Origin of the sequence: Sinorhizobium terangae, from assembly GCF_029714365.1 — a bacterium.
In the GTDB taxonomy this organism is placed as follows: domain Bacteria; phylum Pseudomonadota; class Alphaproteobacteria; order Rhizobiales; family Rhizobiaceae; genus Sinorhizobium; species Sinorhizobium terangae.
Genome location: NZ_CP121659.1, coordinates 1006729 through 1026666 on the forward strand (window position 1 = coordinate 1006729; position 19938 = coordinate 1026666).

At 60.8% G+C, this 19938-nt stretch carries 17 protein-coding genes and 1 tRNA gene; 10 read left to right on the forward strand and 8 right to left on the reverse strand.

The genetic code is table 11. The features are described from left to right. Positions 1 to 99: 99 nt before the first annotated feature. The 5 genes from gatB (at position 100) to QA637_RS04760 (ending at position 3888) form a co-directional block, all read left to right on the forward strand. Complete coding sequence (gatB, locus tag QA637_RS04740) at positions 100 to 1602, forward strand: Asp-tRNA(Asn)/Glu-tRNA(Gln) amidotransferase subunit GatB (RefSeq protein ID WP_153436621.1); 1503 nt, start codon at positions 100 to 102, stop codon at positions 1600 to 1602. 2 nt (positions 1603 to 1604) lie between these two features. Then, positions 1605 to 2099: a GNAT family N-acetyltransferase gene (locus QA637_RS04745; RefSeq protein ID WP_283063954.1), complete on the forward strand. Its 495-nt coding sequence runs from the start codon at positions 1605 to 1607 to the stop codon at positions 2097 to 2099. Between the two features lie 155 nt (positions 2100 to 2254). Then, positions 2255 to 2719: a GNAT family N-acetyltransferase gene (locus tag QA637_RS04750; protein ID WP_283063955.1), complete on the forward strand. Its 465-nt coding sequence runs from the start codon at positions 2255 to 2257 to the stop codon at positions 2717 to 2719. A gap of 108 nt (positions 2720 to 2827) precedes the next feature. Next, positions 2828 to 3223 (forward strand): NADH:ubiquinone oxidoreductase subunit NDUFA12, encoded by a 396-nt coding sequence (locus QA637_RS04755; protein WP_153436624.1) that lies wholly within the window; start codon positions 2828 to 2830, stop codon positions 3221 to 3223. 212 nt (positions 3224 to 3435) lie between these two features. Beyond that, positions 3436 to 3888, forward strand: a complete 453-nt coding sequence (locus QA637_RS04760) for a DUF2155 domain-containing protein (RefSeq protein ID WP_283063956.1) — start codon at positions 3436 to 3438, stop codon at positions 3886 to 3888. A 74-nt stretch (positions 3889 to 3962) separates the two neighbouring features. Here QA637_RS04760 and aat read toward each other — a convergent pair whose 3' ends face one another. From aat to QA637_RS04785, 5 genes are all read right to left on the reverse strand, one after another. Beyond that, the gene (aat, locus tag QA637_RS04765; RefSeq protein ID WP_153436626.1) at positions 3963 to 4577 is read right to left on the reverse strand and encodes a leucyl/phenylalanyl-tRNA--protein transferase; all 615 of its coding nucleotides are present in this window, start codon (positions 4575 to 4577) and stop codon (positions 3963 to 3965) included. A 9-nt stretch (positions 4578 to 4586) separates the two neighbouring features. After that, entirely contained in the window at positions 4587 to 5930 is a 1344-nt protein-coding gene (gene accC, locus QA637_RS04770; RefSeq protein WP_153436627.1) for an acetyl-CoA carboxylase biotin carboxylase subunit, read from the reverse strand. Between the two features lie 9 nt (positions 5931 to 5939). Next, positions 5940 to 6416 (reverse strand): acetyl-CoA carboxylase biotin carboxyl carrier protein, encoded by a 477-nt coding sequence (accB, locus tag QA637_RS04775; RefSeq protein WP_283063958.1) that lies wholly within the window; start codon positions 6414 to 6416, stop codon positions 5940 to 5942. Positions 6417 to 6440: 24 nt separating this feature from the next. Beyond that, positions 6441 to 6887: a type II 3-dehydroquinate dehydratase gene (gene aroQ, locus QA637_RS04780; protein ID WP_153436629.1), complete on the reverse strand. Its 447-nt coding sequence runs from the start codon at positions 6885 to 6887 to the stop codon at positions 6441 to 6443. Between the two features lie 156 nt (positions 6888 to 7043). After that, on the reverse strand, positions 7044 to 7808 hold the full coding sequence (locus tag QA637_RS04785; protein ID WP_283063959.1) for a DsbA family protein: 765 nt from the start codon (positions 7806 to 7808) through the stop codon (positions 7044 to 7046). Positions 7809 to 8043: 235 nt separating this feature from the next. Here QA637_RS04785 and QA637_RS04790 point away from each other — a divergent pair, with 235 nt between their 5' ends. Then, the gene (locus QA637_RS04790) at positions 8044 to 9201 is read left to right on the forward strand and encodes a pyridoxal phosphate-dependent aminotransferase (protein ID WP_283063960.1); all 1158 of its coding nucleotides are present in this window, start codon (positions 8044 to 8046) and stop codon (positions 9199 to 9201) included. Between the two features lie 173 nt (positions 9202 to 9374). On the opposite strand, the gene QA637_RS04795 is transcribed toward QA637_RS04790, so the two are convergent. After that, positions 9375 to 12176, reverse strand: coding sequence for an Rne/Rng family ribonuclease (locus tag QA637_RS04795; RefSeq protein ID WP_283063961.1), 2802 nt, complete (start codon positions 12174 to 12176; stop codon positions 9375 to 9377). Positions 12177 to 12919: 743 nt separating this feature from the next. Here QA637_RS04795 and QA637_RS04800 point away from each other — a divergent pair. From QA637_RS04800 to prfB, 3 genes are all read left to right on the forward strand, one after another. Continuing rightward, entirely contained in the window at positions 12920 to 14164 is a 1245-nt protein-coding gene (locus tag QA637_RS04800) for an N-acetylmuramoyl-L-alanine amidase (protein WP_283063962.1), read from the forward strand. Positions 14165 to 14521: 357 nt separating this feature from the next. After that, a complete protein-coding gene (locus QA637_RS04805; RefSeq protein ID WP_283063963.1) occupies positions 14522 to 16975 on the forward strand; it encodes a penicillin-binding protein 1A in 2454 nt (817 codons plus the stop codon). 152 nt (positions 16976 to 17127) lie between these two features. After that, positions 17128 to 18259, forward strand: a protein-coding gene (gene prfB / locus QA637_RS04810; RefSeq protein WP_283063964.1) for a peptide chain release factor 2 whose coding sequence is annotated in 2 segments (ribosomal slippage) — positions 17128 to 17196 and positions 17198 to 18259 — 1131 coding nt in all. Because the reading frame shifts where the segments join, the coding sequence is not laid out codon by codon here. Between the two features lie 69 nt (positions 18260 to 18328). Here the strand turns inward: prfB and QA637_RS04815 are convergent. Together QA637_RS04815 and QA637_RS04820 are read right to left on the reverse strand one after the other, a co-directional pair. Further along, complete coding sequence (locus tag QA637_RS04815; RefSeq protein WP_283063966.1) at positions 18329 to 18841, reverse strand: hypothetical protein; 513 nt, start codon at positions 18839 to 18841, stop codon at positions 18329 to 18331. A 90-nt stretch (positions 18842 to 18931) separates the two neighbouring features. Next, a complete protein-coding gene (locus QA637_RS04820; RefSeq protein ID WP_153436636.1) occupies positions 18932 to 19705 on the reverse strand; it encodes an NAD kinase in 774 nt (257 codons plus the stop codon). Between the two features lie 154 nt (positions 19706 to 19859). On the opposite strand from QA637_RS04820, the gene QA637_RS04825 reads away from it, so the two are divergent. Then, positions 19860 to 19935: transfer RNA gene (locus QA637_RS04825), tRNA-Thr, on the forward strand. Positions 19936 to 19938: the final 3 nt, after the last annotated feature.

Here is a 19938-nt window from a genome sequence, read left to right on the forward strand (position 1 = left end):
CGTGCCGCCGGGGTGCGAGGCACCTCACAAGCCTTGCACCGGAGGTCCAATTGCTCTACCGAGAAAGCTCGAAATTCAGGCTTCAAAGAAGAGCATGACATGAGCATTGTCGACGTCCGCACTCCCGATCCGAAACGCTTCATCCCTGGCGCCACCGGCGACTGGGAAGTCATCATCGGCATGGAGGTCCATGCCCAGGTGCTCAGCAATTCGAAGCTGTTTTCGGGAGCGTCGACGGAGTTCGGCAATGCGCCCAATGCCAATGTCTCGCTCGTCGACGCCGCGATGCCGGGCATGCTGCCGGTCATCAACGAAGAGTGCGTCAAGCAGGCGGTTCGCACCGGTCTCGGCCTCAAGGCCAAGATCAACAATCGCTCGATCTTCGACCGGAAGAACTATTTCTATCCGGACCTGCCGCAGGGCTACCAGATCTCGCAGTACAAGGATCCGATCGTCGGCGAGGGAAAGATCATCATTTCCATCGGGCCCGACCGCCAGGGCCAGTTCGAGGATGTCGAGATCGGCATCGAACGCCTGCATCTGGAGCAGGATGCCGGAAAATCGATGCACGACCAGCATCCGTCCATGTCCTATGTCGATCTCAACCGCTCGGGCGTCGCGCTGATGGAAATCGTCTCGAAGCCGGACATGCGCTCGTCGGACGAGGCGAAGGCGTATCTCACCAAGCTGCGTTCGATCGTACGTTATCTCGGCACCTGCGACGGCAACATGGACGAAGGCTCGATGCGGGCTGACGTCAACGTTTCTGTTCGCCGCCCCGGCGAAGCGTTCGGAACGCGCTGCGAAATCAAGAACGTCAACTCGATCCGCTTCGTCGGCCAAGCGATCGAATACGAGGCGCGCCGCCAGATCGCTATTCTGGAAGACGGCGGCACGATCGATCAGGAAACCCGGCTCTTCGACGCGAACAAGGGCGAGACGCGCTCCATGCGCTCGAAGGAAGAGGCGCACGATTATCGCTATTTTCCCGACCCGGACCTGCTGCCGCTCGAATTTGACGACGCCTTCGTCGAGGCCCTGAAAGCCGATCTTCCGGAGCTCCCGGACGACAAGAAGGAGCGCTTCATCCGCGATATGGGCCTTTCCGTCTACGATGCCTCGGTTCTCGTTTCGGAGAAGGCGATCGCCGACTATTTCGAGGCCGTAGCCGAAGGTCGCGATGGCAAGATGGCTGCGAACTGGGTCATCAATGACCTGTTGGGTGCCTTGAACAAAGCCGGCAAAACCATTGAAGAGACTCCGGTTTCTCCCGCTCAGCTCGGCGGCATCATCGACCTCATCAAAGCCGAGACCATCTCCGGCAAGATCGCCAAGGACCTCTTCGAAATCATTTGGAACGAGGGCGGCGATCCGGCGGAAATCGTCGAGACGCGCGGCATGAAGCAGGTCACCGATACCGGCGCGATCGAGAAGGCGGTCGATGAAATCATCGCCGCCAATCCGGACCAGGTGGAAAAGGCCAAGGCAAAGCCTTCGCTTGCGGGCTGGTTTGTCGGCCAGGTGATGAAGGCGACCGGCGGCAAGGCCAATCCGCAAGCCGTCCAAGCCCTCGTCAAGGCCAAGCTCGGCATCGAGGAGTAAAGATGTTCTTCGTCCGCACGGCCAGTGAGCGCGACCTGGAGAAGGTCCGTGCCTTGCTGGCCGAGACGTGGCACGCGACCTACGACGCGTTTTACGGCGCCGACAAGGTTAATGAGCTCACCGCCAGATGGCATTCGGTTGACGCCCTGCGAAAGCGCCTCCAACGGAAGAACGCAGAATTCGTCGTTGCCGACAACGGCAGCGAGCTTGCCGGGATGGGCTATGCGGCGATGTCGGACACACTGGCGAAGACCGTCGTCCTCCACCAGCTCTACGTCCTCCCGCAATATCAAAGACAGGGCATCGGCCGCGACATGTTTGCCGAACTCGAAACCTGTTTTCCCGACGCGGAGCGCATGCGGTTGGAAGTCGAGCCGCAGAACCTTCACGCATTGGCGTTCTATCGGGCGCATGGTTTTGCCGAAGTCGGGAAGACACCGAACTGCGGAGACGAGCAATCGGGCGTGCCGGCGCTGATCCTTGAGAAGAGGCTTTAGGTCATTGCGTTTATGCATGTCGTTGTCCCAAAACCGCTGTACGCTGTTGGGGCGACATGCATTAACCGTCGCAATCAATGCACGCCGATTGTCATCAAACTGTTGCCTCCTGCTGATTGTTGCGCGGCAGGATGACGAGCACAGGAAAACCGGACATGACGATCGACCTTGAAATCCGAGAAGCCGAGCGCGGCGACTTGCCGGCGATCATTAACCTTTTTGCGAACGACCGGCTGGGCGGGCACGGCGACACGGCCGAGCCGGAAGCCTTCGGTGACTATCTTGCCGCATTCGAAGAGATCAGTCGATCACCGCATCAGACGCTCTATGTGGCCCATCTCGGTAGCGAGGTCGTGGGCACGTTTCAGATTGCGCTTCTGACATCGCTTCCCGGCCGCGGCAGCTCGAGCCTGATGATCGAGGCTGTACAGACGCGCGAAGACATGCGCGGCCGCGGCATCGGCGAACATATGGTTCGTCACGCGATTGCGGAGGCGCGGGCGCGGGGAGCGGCGAAGGTCCAACTGACTTCCAATGCCGTGCGCGTCGATGCGCATCGCTTCTACGAGCGCCTTGGTTTCGAGCGCAGTCATCTCGGCTTCAAGATGCGGGTGAAATGACTGGCGGCAAAGCGGAATCACTGGACAAGGCAGGAGTGGCGGGGCATAAGCGGGTGCATGATATTGATGTCCGGCTACCTTCCCAACGGCCGGTGAAGGAAGACACCCATGAAGCTTCTGCTGCAGATTTTCACCTGGTGGAACGAACAGACGATCGGTACCCGTTTTCATACCTGGCGCTTTGGCAAGCGCGTGGGCGAGGACGAGTTCGGCAACGTCTACTATCAGGGCGGCACGGATTCGGAAGGTCGTACGCGGCGCTGGGTGATCTATAACGGGCCTGCCGAGGCTTCCGCCATTCCGCCGGGCTGGCACGGCTGGATGCACCACCGCACGGACGTTTCCCCTGCCGACGAGAAATACGTCCCGAGGGAATGGCAGAAGCCGCACCGTGCAAACGCGACTGGCACGGCGCAGGCATATCGCCCGAAGGGATCGATCGTGGGCGCGGGCGAGCGCCCACGCGTGACCGGCGACTACGACGCCTGGACGCCGCGCTCCTGAGTTGCGGTTTCATCCGCGCAAGATGTGAACGAATCCCCTCGATCACGGCGCAGCCACAATTCGGGTTTAGCGCCTGAACCTGGAGCAGTTCCGGGCAAGGGAATCGGTTCGCCATCCGGAAAAGCGGAAAGCAAGGAGTTCGAGTTGGTGCACGTTTCAATCGGAAACGAGCCGCTCCAGGGACGAATATTAAGCGCGGGGGACTGACGGAAATGGCAGGTTTCTGTCTGCAGAATTGGATCGGCCTGGCGGCCCGTCGAGCGGGCCTTGCGCTCCTGATGGCGCTGCCGTTGATGTCGTCCACCGATATCGCGCGCGCAACCCGTCTTTCCAATTCCGTCGCGGTTTTTTCCGGCATCGACAAGATCACCGGCCGCATCACCACGTTCGACGTCTATATCGGCGAGACTGTGCAGTTCGGCGCGCTGCAGGTTACTCCACGCGTCTGCTACAGCCGCGACGACACCGAGGCACCGAAAACGACGACTTTCGTTGAGGTCGACGAGATCACGCTCGATCGCAAGATCCGGCGCATCTTCACCGGCTGGATGTTCGCCGACAGCCCGGGCCTGAATGCGGTTGAGCACCCCGTCTATGACGTCTGGCTGCAATCCTGCAAGGCGACTTCCGACGTGCCGCCGCCGGACACGGCAGCGAAGCAATAGTCCTTAAGCGGCATCGCTAAGCGCCGCGCTCATCAGACGGGCAGGGGGACCGCTACCACCGTAGGGTGGCGCGGTTAAAATGTCAGGTCCGGCGAGGCCATCGCTTTCGCCAGCAAAACCTCGTATTCGGCTTTGGGCACATCGATTGCACCGAAGGATTTCAGATGCTCGGTTGTGAACTGGGTGTCGAGGAGTTGAAATCCCTTCGCCCGCAGCCGTTCGACAAGGTGGACGAGGCAGATCTTCGAGGCATCGCTCCGCAACGAGAACATGCTCTCGCCGAAGAAGGCCGCGCCGAGCGAGACGCCATAGAGGCCGCCGACAAGAGCGTTATCCTGCCACGCTTCGACGCTGTGCGCGTACCCCATTCGGTGAAGGGCCGCATAGAGCGAACGGATCTTTTCGTTGATCCAGGTCGTTGGCCGGTCCGGCGCGGGCCTCGCGCATCCATCGATCACCGCTTCGAAAGCGGTGTTGTAGCGGATCTCGAACGGGCGCCTGCGGATGGTCTTCGCCAGGCTGCGTGAAATGTGGAAGGCGTCGAGCGGGATGATTCCGCGTATTTCCGGCTCGACCCAGAAGAGTTCCGGATCGTCGGCCGAGTCGGCCATCGGGAAGAGGCCGATTGAATAGGCGCGCAACAACATGTCCGGCGTTATGTCCGGTTGTTTGCTGCGCGTCCCTTTCAATTCTTTGTCCTATGCGGATGTTGCGGCTAGATGATGCTCCAGCCAGTGGATGTCATAGTCACCGTTGGCGATGTCCTGATTATTGATCAAGTCCTGGAACAGCGGCAAGGTCGTCTTGATGCCGTCGATGACGAACTCATCGAGCACGCGGCGAAGCCGCATCATGCACTCGACGCGGGTCCGGCCGTGGACGATCAGCTTGCCGATCAGGCTGTCGTAATAGGGCGGGATGCGGTAGCCCTGATAGGCGCCGCTATCGACACGCACGCCGAGGCCGCCCGGCGCATGGAAATGCGTGATCGTGCCCGGGGAGGGAACGAAGGTGCGCGGGTCTTCCGCATTGATGCGGCATTCGATGGCGTGGCCCGAGAAGACGACGTCTTCCTGCTTGACAGAAAGACCGGCGCCGGATGCGACGCGAATCTGCTCGTGCACGAGATCGATGCCGGTGATTGCCTCGGTAATCGGATGCTCCACCTGCAGGCGCGTGTTCATTTCGATGAAATAGAACTCGCCATCCTCGTAGAGGAATTCGATCGTGCCGGCGCCGCGATATTTCATCTTCTTCATCGCGTCGGCACAGATCTGGCCGATCTTCATGCGCTGGTCGACGTTCAAGGCAGGGGAGTTGGCTTCTTCCCAGACCTTCTGGTGACGGCGCTGCAGCGAGCAGTCGCGCTCGCCGAGATGGATCGCATTGCCCTCGCCGTCGCCGACGATCTGGACTTCGATGTGGCGTGGCTTGCCGAGGAACTTTTCCATATAGACGGCGTCGTTGCCGAACGCTGCTGCCGCTTCGGCGCGCGCCGTCGCGACGGCATGCTCGAGATCGGCTTCGGTCCTTGCGACCTTCATGCCGCGCCCGCCACCACCGGCCGTCGCTTTGATGAGAACGGGGAAGCCGATCTTGCGGGCAACCTCAAGGGCGTTCTCCGGCTTTACCTCGCCATCGGACCCGGGAACGACGGGAATGCCGAGCGCTTCCGCCGTCTTCTTGGCGGTGATCTTGTCACCCATCAGGCGGATGTGTTCTGCCGTCGGACCGATGAAGGTGATGTCGTGCGCGTCGAGGATGTCGGCGAACTTGGCATTTTCCGAGAGGAAGCCGTAGCCCGGATGCACGGCATCGGCCCCGGTGATTTCACAGGCGGCGACGATCTGATGGATGTTCAGATAGCTCTCGCGTGAGGGCGGCGGTCCGATGCAGACGCTTTCGTCCGCGAGACGAACATGCATTGCGTCGCTATCGGCCGTCGAATGTACGGCAACGGTTGCGATGCCGAGCTCCTTGCACGCGCGCAACACCCGCAGGGCGATTTCGCCGCGATTGGCAATGAGGATTTTCGAGATCATCGCCATGCCTTATTCGATCACGATCAAGGGTTCGCCATATTCGACCGGGGCCGCGTCCTGAACGAGAATTTCGGTGACCTTGCCGGCGCGCGGTGCCGGAATCTGGTTCATCGTCTTCATCGCCTCGATAATCAGGATCGTCTGGCCTTCCTTGACCATCGCGCCGACCTCGATGAAGGGACGGGCGCCCGGCGCAGGAGCCAGATAGGCCGTACCGACCATCGGGGCGGTTACTGCATTTTTGGTGCTGCGGCCGCTCTCGGCAGCCGGCTGAGGCGCCGCAGCAGGCTGTGCGGCGGCAACCGAGGGCGGTGCCTGGTAAGTGGGCATTGCCGGCATCGACATCGCGACCGGCGTGCCGTTGCGCGAAACGCGGATGCGCAAGTCTTCCTGCTCCACTTCGATCTCGGTCAGGTCGGTATCCTTGAGGATATTGGCGAGATCGCGGATCAGCGCCTGGTCGATACCCGGTTTCTTTTCAGCCATGGGAATATGAGCCTCGTGTTCTTCTTATTTCGACTTGTCCGTCAGGTTCTTTAGCGCATGCAGCGCCAGAATGTAACTCTGTGCGCCGAAGCCGCAGATCACGCCCTTGACGGCGGGTGCGATCATCGACTTGTGGCGGAATTCCTCGCGCGCGTGGATGTTGGAAAGATGCAGTTCGACTACGGGGACCGCAATCGCACGAATGGCATCATGCATGGCAATCGACGTGTGGCCATAGGCGCCCGGGTTGATCGCGACGCCCGCGGCCTTGTCGCCGGCTTCGTGCAGCCAGTCCACAAGGGTGCCTTCGTGGTTCGACTGTCGGAAATCGACATCGAAGCCCAGCAACTTTCCCTCGGACGTGCACATGGCCTCGATATCGGAGAGCGTTTGGCCGCCATAAATGCCCGGTTCGCGCTTGCCGAGCGCGTTCAGGTTGGGGCCGTTCAGCACAAAAATCGTCGAGGGCATAAGGGATTCCGGTCCGATAATGGAGGGTTACCTATAGACTGATGGTCCCGCGAGGGAAAGCCCCTTGGGTTCCCGGGGGATTTGTCCACAAGCGATGGCGCTCGAGAGGGGTCGCGGCCCGAGCAAGGCCGCTTCGCATTTTCAGCGTTCGCGGGGTCAGCAGACGGTTTTGCCGCAGCTGCGCATGTTTTCCACCTTCGTGGAGATCTCGTCAGCGCCGACGGCCCCGAAGACGGCTTCGTTGCCGATCACATAGGAGGGTGTTCCAGTAATGCCGAGTTCGTTTGCGAGCGAATAGGCCTCGCGCATGGCAGCGTCCTGCGGCTCCTTTTCCATTTTCGCGCGCAATTGTCCTTCGGTGACGCCGAGTTTCGCCGCGACGGCGATCGCCGTTTCCTCCGTCGCACGCTCTTCGCCGCCGAGCAAAGCACGGTGGAAGTCGCCGTATTTCTCCGGAGCGATAAGGCGGAAAGCGGCACTGACCTTGTGGGCGGCAAGGGAATCAGGTCCGAGGATCGGCAATTCCTTCAGCACGAAACGCACATTCTTGTCCGCCGCGAGGATTTGATCCATGTCGGAAAGCGCCCGTTTGCAATAGCCGCAGTTGTAATCGTAGAACTCGACAATCGTCACATCGCCGTCGGGATTGCCAAGCGTGACGTCATATTCGGATTGGAAGATCGCCTTCTTGTTCGTGGCGATCGCCGCTTCGGCCGCTTCTTGCTGCTTGGCGCGCTGCTTGGCTGTAAGCGCCTCCTGCACTTCGAGCATGACCTCCGGATTGGCGAGCAGGTACTCCTTGATGAAGGCGCCGATTTCTTCTTTCTGCTTTGCATCGAGCGCGGCGGCCGTCTGCGGCAATGCTACGCTGGCAGCAAGGGCAAGCAGCGCTCCGGCGGCAATCATCTTCTTGAAGGTCATTCTTTCCTCGTTGTCTTTCCGTACTCTGTCTGTCGTTCATTTCACACGTTTGCGTCAATGTGCGTGTTTGAAAGACAACAATTATCCAAGACTCTCGCACTCTCCTGATACGAGCATAGGGGGTGCCGGGGCGAAACGAAACGGCAAAATCGGCGGAAGTACGGCACTCTCGCACTTGTGAAGCGCAAAATGATCAGGCAAAGGGGCGCAGATAACCGCTTCTTGAGGATTTCCATTGACACAGATGTCGAAACGCAGTGCCGTCGAGCCGTTTCATGCCATGGATGTGCTGGCGGAAGCCACACGGCGTCGCGATGCCGGCCATCCGGTTATCTCGATGGCGGTGGGGCAACCGGTCCATCCGGCACCGAAGGCGGCACTTGAAGCGGCCAGACGTGCCCTTGAGCATGGGCGTCTGGGCTATACGGACGCGCTCGGTACTCTTTCCTTGAAGACCGCGATTGCCCGCCACTATCAAAGCCGCCATGCCATCACCCTCGATCCGCAGCGCATTGCAGTCACCACCGGTTCGTCAGCCGGCTTCAATCTAGCGTTCCTCGCGCTCTTCGATCCTGGTGACTGCGTCGCCATCGCCCGTCCGGGATATCCAGCCTACCGCAACATCCTGCAGGCGTTGGGTCTGACCGTCGTCGAGGTCGAGGCGGGCAGGGAGACCGGCTTCACCCTGACGCCGGAAAGCCTCGCGCGCGCGGCCGAGCGCATCGGCAGGCCGCTCAAGGGCGTGCTGCTTGCAAGCCCGGCCAACCCGACAGGAACGGTGACAGGCCGGGCCGGCCTCAAGGCGCTCGCGGACTATTGCCGTGCCGAGCGGATCGCCTTCATCTCCGACGAGATCTACCATGGTCTGACATTCGTCGGCGAAGAGGCCACCGCGCTTGAGGTGACCGACGACGTGGTCGTGATCAACTCCTTCTCGAAATACTATTGCATGACCGGTTGGCGCATCGGCTGGATGGTGTTGCCCGAGGCGCAGGTGCGCGGCTTCGAGCGCCTGGCACAGAGCCTCTATATCTCGCCGCCGGAGCTTTCCCAGATCGCTGCTGAGGCGGCGCTCGATGCACATGAAGAGCTGGACGGGTACAAGGCCGCCTATGCCGCCAACCGCGAACTGCTGATGAAGCGCCTGCCGCAAATCGGCCTTTCGATCGCCTCGCCGATGGATGGCGCCTTCTATGCCTATGTCGACGTCAGCCGGTTCACCAATGACAGCATGGCCTTCGCACGGCGGATGCTGGCCGAAATCAATGTTGCGGCGACGCCCGGCTTCGACTTCGATCCCCTGGAAGGCCACCGAACGATGCGGTTTTCCTATGCCGGATCCGCAGCCGAGATGTCGGAGGCAATGGATCGCGTCGCGCACTGGCTGGCCTGATTGAATGCCGGTTCAAGTGGGTCTGGCCGTCTTCGCAATCTTCGCCGGAAGCGCATGATGCACTCTCGACCGTAATCATTGCGACGATCGACGTGCCTCCGTGGCCGCAGTAACCAAGAAAAAGGCCCGGAGTGAACCCGGGCCTTTTCCATATCAGTCACTCAATCTCCGGCTCAGAAGAAGCCGCGACGCTGCCACCAGCCGCCCTTTTTCGGCTTCGGAGGTTCCTCGTCGTTGTTCTCCGTCTTGCTCGAAACATTCGAGGTGATAACCGGTTCGGACGCAATCGTCGCGAGGTCACGATTGGCCCTGGTCGGCTTTGTCTCTTCGAGATCGGCCTCGGCTTCCTCCACCGCTTCTGCCGCGGGATCTGTCGTCTCCGGCTGTGCTTCGACCGCTTCCTGCGCCGCCTCGTCAGCGTCGGCCTTGGCCGCCGCCTTCTTGCGAGTACGCTTCGGCTTGGCCGGCTTCGCTTCTTCCGACACCGTCTCCACGGATGCGGTCTCGGCCGAAACCGCAACCGCGTCTGCGGTATCCGCGGCTTCTACCGCTCCTTCCACAGCGGCGTCTTCGCCTGCAGCCTCCGCGGCGATTTCGCCGGAGGTTTCGCCCTCGGTCGCTTCCAGCTTGTTGCGGCGGCCGCCACGCTTGCCGCGGCGTCGACGCTTGCGCTTCTGGTCGCCATCGTCTGCTGCTTCGGCAGCCTCCAGAGCGTGTTCCTCGCCCTCGGCCTCCTCGGTTTCGTCGGCGATGCTCTCGATCGTCTCGTCAGCTTCGGCTGCGACCGCTTCCGGCGCCTGGCCGCCACCCTTGCCGCGGCGCCGACGCCGACGCTTGCGCTTGCGGCCGCCTTGTTCGTCGGCCTGCTGCGCCTTCGCCTGCTCCGGACGCTCGGTCGCGGTCTCTTCCGCTTCCTCCTCGTCCAGATCTTCCTCGATCACGACGTCTTCTTCTTCCGGTTCCGGCTCGAAATGCAGGAGCTGTTCGATCTTGACCGGGTTCTCGACCGGCTCGCCCCGGTCGATCGCGAAATGCTGCGCGCCGACATGGGCATCGGCCTCGATGATGATCGAGACGCCGAAGCGCTGCTCGTAATCCGTGATCGTGCCGCGCTTCTGATTGAGCAGGTACAGGGCGATTTCGGGGATCGTACGTACGGTGATGTCGTGCGTCGTGTTCTTGAGCAGATACTCCTCGATGCCGCGCAACACATGCAGCGCGACGGAGGACTGCGAGCGGACGTGACCGGTGCCGTTGCAGTGCGGGCAGGTCTGCATCGTGCTCTCAAGAACCGAAGCACGGATGCGCTGGCGCGACATTTCGAGCAGGCCGAAATGCGAGATGCGGCCGACTTGGATGCGTGCCCGATCGTTCTTCAGGCAATCCTTGAGCTTCTTTTCGACCGCGCGGTTATTGCGCTTTTCCTCCATGTCGATGAAGTCGATGACGACAAGCCCGGCAAGGTCGCGCAGACGCAACTGGCGCGCCACTTCCTCGGCAGCCTCAAGGTTGGTCTGGAGGGCCGTGTCCTCAATCGAGTGCTCGCGGGTCGAGCGGCCGGAGTTGACGTCGATCGAAACGAGCGCTTCCGTCTGGTTGATGATGATGTAGCCGCCCGACTTCAGCGTTACCTGCGGCTGCAACATGCGATCGAGCTGCGCCTCGATGCCGGAACGTGAGAAGATCGGATGCACGTCGCGATAGGGCTGCACGACCTTCGCGTGGCTCGGCATCAACATCTTCATGAAGCCCTTGGCTTCCTTGTAGCCTTCCTCGCCGGAAACGATGATCTCGCTGATGTCCTTGTTGTAGAGATCGCGGATCGAGCGCTTGATCAGGCTGCCTTCCTCGTAGACGAGGCAGGGTGCGGTCGAATTCAGCGTCAGCGTGCGGACATTTTCCCACAGGCGCATCAGATATTCGAAGTCGCGCTTGATCTCGACCTTGGTGCGGTTCGCACCGGCCGTGCGCAGGATCACGCCCATGCCCTGCGGCACTTCGAGGCCGCGGGCGATTTCCTTGAGCCGCTTGCGGTCCTGGAGATTGGTGATCTTGCGGGAAATGCCGCCGCCGCGGGCGGTGTTCGGCATCAGAACCGAGTAACGGCCGGCGAGCGAAAGATAGGTGGTCAGCGCAGCACCCTTGTTGCCGCGTTCTTCCTTGGCAACCTGGACCAGCAGGATCTGCCGGCGCTTGATCACCTCCTGAATGCGGTACTGTTTGCGGGGCTTGCGGATCTGACGGTCCGGCACCTCTTCCATGGCGTCTTCGGCGCCGACGGATTCGATGATTTCCTTTTCGCCGTCATGGGCGTCGTCGTCGTCATCGTCCTCGTCGCGGCGACGGCGCGTATCGACGTCTTCGGAAATCGAATCGGTGTCGACCATGGCGGCCATCTCGCCGCCGCCCTCTTCGCCTGCGTCCTGGCTCTCGGCCGCCTCAGAAGCTTCTTCGGCAGCCTTCGCCTTGGTGCGACGGGTGCGCTTCGGCTTTGCCTTCGCCTTTGGCGTCTCGGCGACGGCTTCAACTTCCGCAGGCGCTTCGGCGTTTGCCTCGACGAGTTCTGCAACCGCGCCAATCTCAGCGACCTCGGCAACCGCTGCTATGGTTTCCGGCTCGGTTTCGACCGTCGTCGGTTTCCGCTCGCTCGCCGCCTCGACCGGCTCGACGTCGTCGTCGCGGCGGGCCTCTTCGGCCTCCGCTTTCAAAAGTGCCTGACGGTCGGCGAGGGGGATCTGGTAATAGTCCGGATGGATTTCGGCGAAAGCCAGGAACCCGTGGCGGTTGCCGCCGTAGTCAACGAAGGCGGCCTGGAGCGAAGGCTCCACCCTGGTCACCTTGGCCAGGTAAATATTGCCGCGGATCTGCTTCTTATGTTCCGATTCGAAGTCGAATTCTTCTATGCGGTTCCCGCGAACGACAACGACGCGCGTCTCCTCTGAGTGAGACGCATCGATAAGCATTTTCTCTGCCATCTAAGCTGTGCTCCTCGGCGCAACGGTGAAACGGCAGACAGACCTGCTTCCTTGGGAAGGCTGTCAAACACGTCGAAAGCTGCGCCGGATGTGAAAGGTCCTGTTTGGTGCAGGCGATGGTGCAGCAGCCAGACGGCAGCCGGAACGGTCACGTCCCGGGGCCTCTTTACTTCTGACCGATACTGCTGAGTCACATCAAAGACCAAACAAGAATGCCAATGTCCTGGACCTCCAAGGGGAGGCCCGATGAATGCGCCCGCTTGCGGGCATCTGGTGAAAATCACCGTCAAGAACTCCGGCCACCGCCGGAAATTTGCGATCCAGTATACGGGGAGGAAATGCGGCGACGGCGGATGAATACCTGCGGCCGCGTAAGGCATGATACGGTTGCAACCGGCAATTCCGGCTCGATCATTCCTGGCGCCAAGCTTCTCTAAAAGCTCCGGCTGCCCGGCCGACGATTCTATCCCGTCAACACTTTCTCCTTGTGACGCTTTTATGGTTTCTATGTCACATTGGCAAGGGAAAAGCCTTTGCCGCCACAATATTGATCGATTCGCTTGCCCCGGTGAAATCGATCGATAAGGAACGCGTTCGCGCCAGCGAGTCGCGTTGCGACGCGACCATCATAAGGGTTTTGTCAAGATTTGATTAACCATGAGGGTTCATTGGTTGAGGGGTTGATGGTTTGCCGGAAGGGCAGGCCGCTGGTATCTGAAGAAAATGGTGGGGAGCCCGGTGTGATGCCTTCGGCGAAACGTCTGTGTTCTTTGCGATCGGTGACGTCGTGGCGTCGCTCTCTGTGCGCAATCGCCTTTGCATTTGTTGCGACGACCGCGAGCGCGACCGCCGTGCGGGCCGCCGAACCACTGCTCGCCTTTGCTGCCCGGATCGCTGGCGACGATGCCCGTACGCGCATTGTGGTCGAATTCGACCGCAAGCCGGAATTCTCAATCCACTATGTCGCAAATCCGGTCCGCGTCATCGTCGACTTGCCGGAAACCTCCTTCGGATTGAAGCCGGAGAGCCTGGAGCCGCGCGGACTTTTCGACGCAATCCGCTATGGGGGAATGGGGGGCGGCACGTCGCGGGTCGTCCTGTCCGCCAAGGGGCCGGTGGAAGTCAGCCATGCGGAAGTGAAGCCGCAAGAGGACGGCAAGAGCTTTCGACTCATCCTTGATGCCGAGAAGATCGACAAGGCCCGCTTCGATGAACTTCTCGTAGACCAGCAATGGACGGGAACGATGCGTGCGGTAAAGACCGATCGGCCGGTCGCCGTCGTGAAGGACCCCGGCGCCTTTGTCATTGCTGTCGACGCCGGCCATGGCGGCATCGATACGGGCGCCATCGGCACCGTCACCAAGACCGAGGAAAAGCATGTGACGCTCGCCTTCGCGGAGGAACTGGTCGCGACGCTGAAGCGCGAAGCCGGTGTCGAGGCATTCCTGACCCGCGATCGCGACGAATTCCTGTCGCTGCCGCAGCGTGTGCAGATCGCGCGGCAGAAAGGCGCCAACCTGTTCATCTCCGTTCACGCCGACACGCTGAAACAAAAGGACATTCGCGGGGCCACGGTCTATACCATCTCCGACAAGGCATCCGACCATCTCGCAGCCAGCTTGGCTGAGCGCGAAAACCTGTCCGACGAGATCGCCGGAGTACCGCTGCAAAGCGAGCCGGCGGAAGTGGCGGACATCCTGATCGATCTCACGCGCCGCGAAACCCAGGCCTTCTCGGTCAATCTCGCGCGCACCGTCGTTTCGTCCTTCGAAGGCCAGATCGGCCTGATCAACAATCCCCATCGCTACGCGGGTTTCCGCGTCCTGCAGGCACCGGACGTGCCCTCCATCCTGCTTGAACTCGGCTTCCTTTCGAACAAGGACGATGAGAAGCAATTACTTGATCCGGTATGGCGCAAGAAGGTGTCGGGCCTGCTAGCGGCGGCCGTTCGACGCTATCGCGAAACAGCAGTCGCAAATGGCGGCTAGGTTCGGCGCAATCGACTGCATCGGGCGGTGGTTGCGGCGTACGGGAAGTGATTTGTGTCGCCCGGGTAACAGCGATATGCTTTTCAACAGGATGCGCACGGGATAATCGGAAACCAGCCCTATTTTACTCACAATCCGGGCACTTAGGGAAAAGGTGCCCGGATTTGTTGAGGAAGAGTGTTGATGCTTGACCTTCCTCGCCATATGAGGGAGCGCGTAGCCGCTATACCAGACGATTTCTGACGAAGAGTTTTGGCGAGGTCGATTTCGTTTGCGAGAACACGGAGCCTTCGGGCCTTCGCATCATGCGACGACGACCTGGCGATGGGACGATAATTAGGTACCGGTATCTGACTGATGATCAGACTGATTGGATATTTTTTCGGCATTGGTGCGTTTCTGCTGCTTGGCGTTGCTGCGGCCGTCGCGATCTACCTTGGCGCCATCACCAAGGATTTGCCGGACTACGAGGTGCTGGCCAAATACGCGCCGCCGGTAACCACGCGTTTCCACGCCGGCAATGGCGCCCTGATGGCCGAATATGCCCGCGAGCGGCGCCTCTATCTTCCGATCCAGGCGATCCCTGATCGCGTCAAGGCGGCCTTCATTTCTGCCGAAGACAAGAATTTCTACCAGCATCCCGGCGTCGACATCACCGGTCTCGTCCGCGCCATCGCCGTCAACCTGCAGAACTTCGGCTCCGGGCGGCGCCCGGTCGGCGCTTCGACGATTACCCAACAGGTCGCGAAGAACTTCCTGCTGACCTCCGACCAGACGATCGACCGCAAGATCAAGGAAGCAATCCTCTCCTTCCGCATCGAGCAGGCCTACAGCAAGGATCGAATTCTCGAGCTCTACCTCAACGAGATCTTCTTCGGCCTGAACTCCTACGGAATTGCCGGCGCCGCGCTGACTTATTTCGACAAGTCGGTGACCGAACTCACCGTTGCCGAAGCCGCCTATCTCGCTGCATTGCCGAAAGGGCCGGCCAACTATCATCCCTTCCGCAAGACGGAAGCCGCGATCGAGCGCCGCAACTGGGTGGTCGACCGGATGGTGGAAAACGGCTACGTGACCAAGGCGGATGGCGAAGAAGCCAAGAAGCAGCCGCTTGGGGTCACCCCGCGCCGCGGTGGCGCTCACCTTTTCGCGTCCGACTTCTTCGCCGAGGAGGTGCGTCGTCAGATCATCCAGAAGTATGGGGACAACGCGCTTTATGAGGGCGGCCTCTCGGTGCGTACGTCGCTTGATCCGCATTTGCAGATCGTGGCGCGCAAGGCGCTGCAGGACGGCCTTTTGAACTACGACGAGCGCCGCGGCTTCCACGGCCCGATCAAGACGATCGAGATCGGCGGCGACTGGGGCGAGCCGCTCGGCAAGATCCCGAGCCTCAGCGATGTGCCGGAGTGGAAGCTGGCAGTTGTCCTTTCGGTCGACACCGAAGGCGCGCAGATCGGTATCCAGCCGGAGAAGGAAGCATCCGGCAAGATCGTTCCGGAGCGCGTGACAGGGCACATTTCGGCAAAGAACATGCAGTGGGCCTACCGTTCTGCCGGTGGCCAGCGCAAGACCGCCAAATCGCCGGAAGGTGTGCTCGGACCGGGTGATGTCATCTATGTCGAACCGGCGGGCGAAGAGGGTGAATATCGGCTGCGCCAGCCGCCGAAGGTACAGGGCGGGCTGGTCGCAATGGATCCGCATACCGGTCGCGTGCTGGCGATGGTCGGCGGCTTTTCTTACGCCCAGTCGGAGTTCAACCGTGCCACGCAGGCGATGCGCCAGCCCGGCTCGTCGTTCAAGCCCTTCGTGTACGCGGCCGCGCTCGACAATGGCTATACGCCGGCCTCGGTCATCCTCGATGCGCCGATCGAGATCGTTGCCGGCGGCCAGGTCTGGCGCCCGGAGAACTACGGTGGCGGCTCTGCCGGTCCTTCCACCCTGCGCCTGGGCATCGAGAAGTCGCGCAACCTGATGACAGTGCGGCTTGCCAACGACATGGGCATGAACATCGTTGCCGAATATGCAGAGCGTTTCGGAATCTATGACAAGATGGCGCCGCTGCTTTCGATGTCGCTCGGCTCGGGCGAGACCACGGTGCTGCGCATGGTTTCGGCCTATGCCGTGATCGCCAACGGCGGCAAGCAGATCAAGCCGTCGCTGATCGACCGGATTCAGGACCGTTATGGCAAGACCATCTTCCGCCACGAGGATCGGACCTGTGACAACTGCAACGCCGATGACTGGGCGAGCCAGGAAGAGCCGGTGCTGACGGACAACCGCGAGCAGGTTCTCGATCCGATGACGTCCTATCAGATCACGTCGATGATGGAAGGCGTCATCACGCGCGGCACCGCGGCCGGCAAGATCAAGCTCGACCGTCCGATTGCCGGCAAGACCGGGACGACCAACGACGAGAAGGATGCCTGGTTCGTGGGCTATACCCCCGACCTCGTGGCCGGCCTTTATCTCGGCTTCGACGATCCGGCGCCGCTCGGTCGCGGGGCGACCGGCGGCAGCCTCTCGGCGCCGATCTTCAACGCCTTCATCCAGGAGGCGGTCAAGGGCACGCGTCCCAGCAAGTTCGTGGTGCCGGAAGGCATGAGCCTCATTCCCGTCAACCGAAAGACAGGCATGGCGGCTGTCGAAGGCGAGCCGGACACGATTATCGAAGCCTTCAAGCCGGGCACTGGCCCCGCCGATTCCTTCTCCGTCATCGGTGGTCTCGATCAATACGTGCCGCCTGAGGAGATCCTGAGGAACTCGCCGCAGGCGAACCAGGCGGTGACGTCCGGCTCCAACGGCCTGTTCTGACCCTTTCCATCCAATGCATGTCGCCCAAAAGTGTGCAGCGGTTTTGGGATAACGACATGCACAGATAAGAAGCACCGCCCGTCGCCTTTACATCGGCGGCGGGCGTCGCTATTTGAGCGTCACGTTTTTACGGGTTCACAAGAAGCAGGAACATGCGAAGCGAAATCGAGAACATCGTCGACGAAATCAAGCAGGCCATAAGCCTGCTGAGGAGGCATCTTTGACTGGGACCAGGCGATAAGACGACTGGACTGGTTGAACAACAAGGCGGAGGACCCGTCGCTCTGGAACGATGCCGCCGAGGCGCAGAAGCTGATGCGCGAGCGCCAACAGCTCGACGACGGCATAAACGGCCTGCGCCGGTTTGAGCAGCAGCTTAACGACAATATCGAGCTAATCGAGCTTGGCGAGGAAGAAGGCGACGCAGCGATCGTCGCGGACGCCGAGGAAGCGCTGAAACAGCTGCGCAATGAAGCCGCTAAGAAGCAGGTCGAGGCCATGCTTTCCGGCGAGGCGGATCAGAACGACACCTATCTCGAAGTCCATTCGGGTGCCGGCGGCACGGAAAGCCAGGACTGGGCGAACATGCTGCTGCGCATGTATACCCGCTGGGCCGAGCGCCAGGGCTATAAGGTGGAACTCATGGAAATCCAGGACGGGGAAGAGGCCGGCATCAAGTCCGCCACGCTCCTCGTCAAGGGTCACAACGCCTATGGTTGGCTGAAGACGGAGTCGGGCGTGCACCGGCTTGTCCGTATCTCGCCCTACGACAGCAATGCCCGGCGGCATACCTCGTTCTCGTCCATCTGGGTCTACCCGGTGGTCGACGATTCGATTCAGATCGATATCAACGAAGGCGACTGCCGGATCGATACCTACCGTTCTTCGGGCGCCGGTGGCCAGCACGTCAACACGACCGATTCCGCCGTGCGCATCACGCACATGCCGAGCGGCATCGTGGTGCAGTGCCAGCAGGAGCGCTCTCAGCACAAGAACCGGGCCAAGGCCTGGGACATGTTGCGCGCGCGGCTCTACGAGGCCGAGCTCAAGAAGCGCGAGGAAGCGGCGAACGCCGAGGCGGCTTCCAAGACCGATATCGGCTGGGGTCACCAGATCCGTTCCTATGTTCTCCAGCCCTACCAGCTGGTGAAGGATTTGCGGACGGGCGTCGAGAGCACGAGCCCCAGCGATGTGCTCGACGGCGAATTGAACGACTTCATGGAGGCGGCTCTGGCCCACCGTGTACAGGGCGGCGCGGATGCCGTTGTCGAAGACTTGAGCTAGAGCAATTCTAGGAATACTGGACCATTGGAGGCCGGGTGCATGCGCCCGGCCTTCTTTATTGTGGCGGTGTCAGTTTGTTGCGCGCTCGATCTTGATGTCGCCGACATCATCGATCACCACGGTCCAGGACTCCGGTTCCCTGGCCGAAGGGTCCGTCTTCAGATAGACGGTTGCGAACATGCCCGGTTGCTCGGTGATTCCGGTCGAAGTTTCCGGCCGGATGTCTGTGACATAGGGCTTCAATGCGGTGAATTCTTCCAGCTCGGCCGACGAAAGCACTTCAGGACCGGCGGGTGTCGAGGCAACCTGCTGAAGGTGCACTTGAGCGGTGCCGTCGTTCTGGCGAACCGCGATGAGCTTGTAATAGCCACGCTTACCGCCAGGTGAGCTTCCCTGCGAACCGGATGCCGCGTCGCCGGGATTTTTCTCCGCACTATCCTGTGAAAGCGCTGCGCCGCTTTCCTCCCAGTAACCGGTGCTGGTCACAAAGGTAATGTTCGAGGGAAGGATGGGGGATTCTTGCGCCCAGAGGTTGCTTGCGGGCAGGGCGAGGCAAAACGCGAGAAGCAGGGCTTTATACATCGGTCGACGCATCCTCCTGAAATGCCTGAACGGCGGGGGCCGGCGGCTACCGTTTTGAACCATATCACATCGGTCCTGCAACGTGTGATTTCAATTGGAGAATTGCTCTGCAAGAATGCGATCGGACCAGGAATGGTCCGGATCGGAGAGGATCCGGGCGGTCAGCTTTTCGGATTCGGCGATGCGAACCTTGACGACCGACTTCACCTCCTGGTGATCGGCGACCGCGTTGACCGGTCGCTTGTCCGCCTCGAGGATCTCGATCTCGACGGTGACGTGATTGGGCAGCAGCGCGCCGCGCCAACGCCGTGGGCGGAACGGGCTGACGGGCGTGAGCGCCAGCAGTGGTGCTTCGAGCGGCAGGATCGGGCCGTGCGCGGAGAGGTTGTATGCCGTCGAGCCGGCCGGCGTCGCCAGGAGAAGGCCGTCGCAGGTCAGTTCCTCAAGCCTCGTCTTGCCGTCGATGATGACCTTCAGTTTGGCGGCCTGATAGGATTGGCGAAACAGATAGACTTCGTTGATCGCCAATGCCGTGAATATGTTGCCGTTGACGTCGGTCGTCTGCATCTCCAGGGGGTGAAAGGCATTCTCGACAGCTTTTTCGATGCGGCGATGCAGGTTTTCGGTGCTGTAGCGGTTCATCAGAAAGCCCACCGAGCCGCGGTTCATGCCATAGACGAGTTTGCCGGAGTTCATCGTCTTGTGCAGCGTATGCAGCATGAAGCCGTCACCGCCGAGTGCGACGATCACGTCGGCCTCGTCCGCTTCGTGATTGCCATAAATGGCCTTGAGATCCTTGGCCGCCTTTTGCGCCTCTTCTGCCGAGGAGGCGAGGAAGGCGAGTGTGTTGAACTTGCGGGCCATAAGACTCAGTCCGTCATCGTGAAAGGGCAGGGCGGTCGGGTTGCCAATCCCATTTTCTGGCACGACCTCGTCGTGAACGCACCCGAAAAATTGGGAGAAGCCGCATTTTTGCTTTACACGGAATCAGAATATGATAACTCCCAGCGCGGAAAGTGCCCTTATAGCTCAGTTGGTAGAGCGGCTGATTTGTAATCAGTAGGTCGGGAGTTCGAGTCTCTCTGGGGGCACCATTT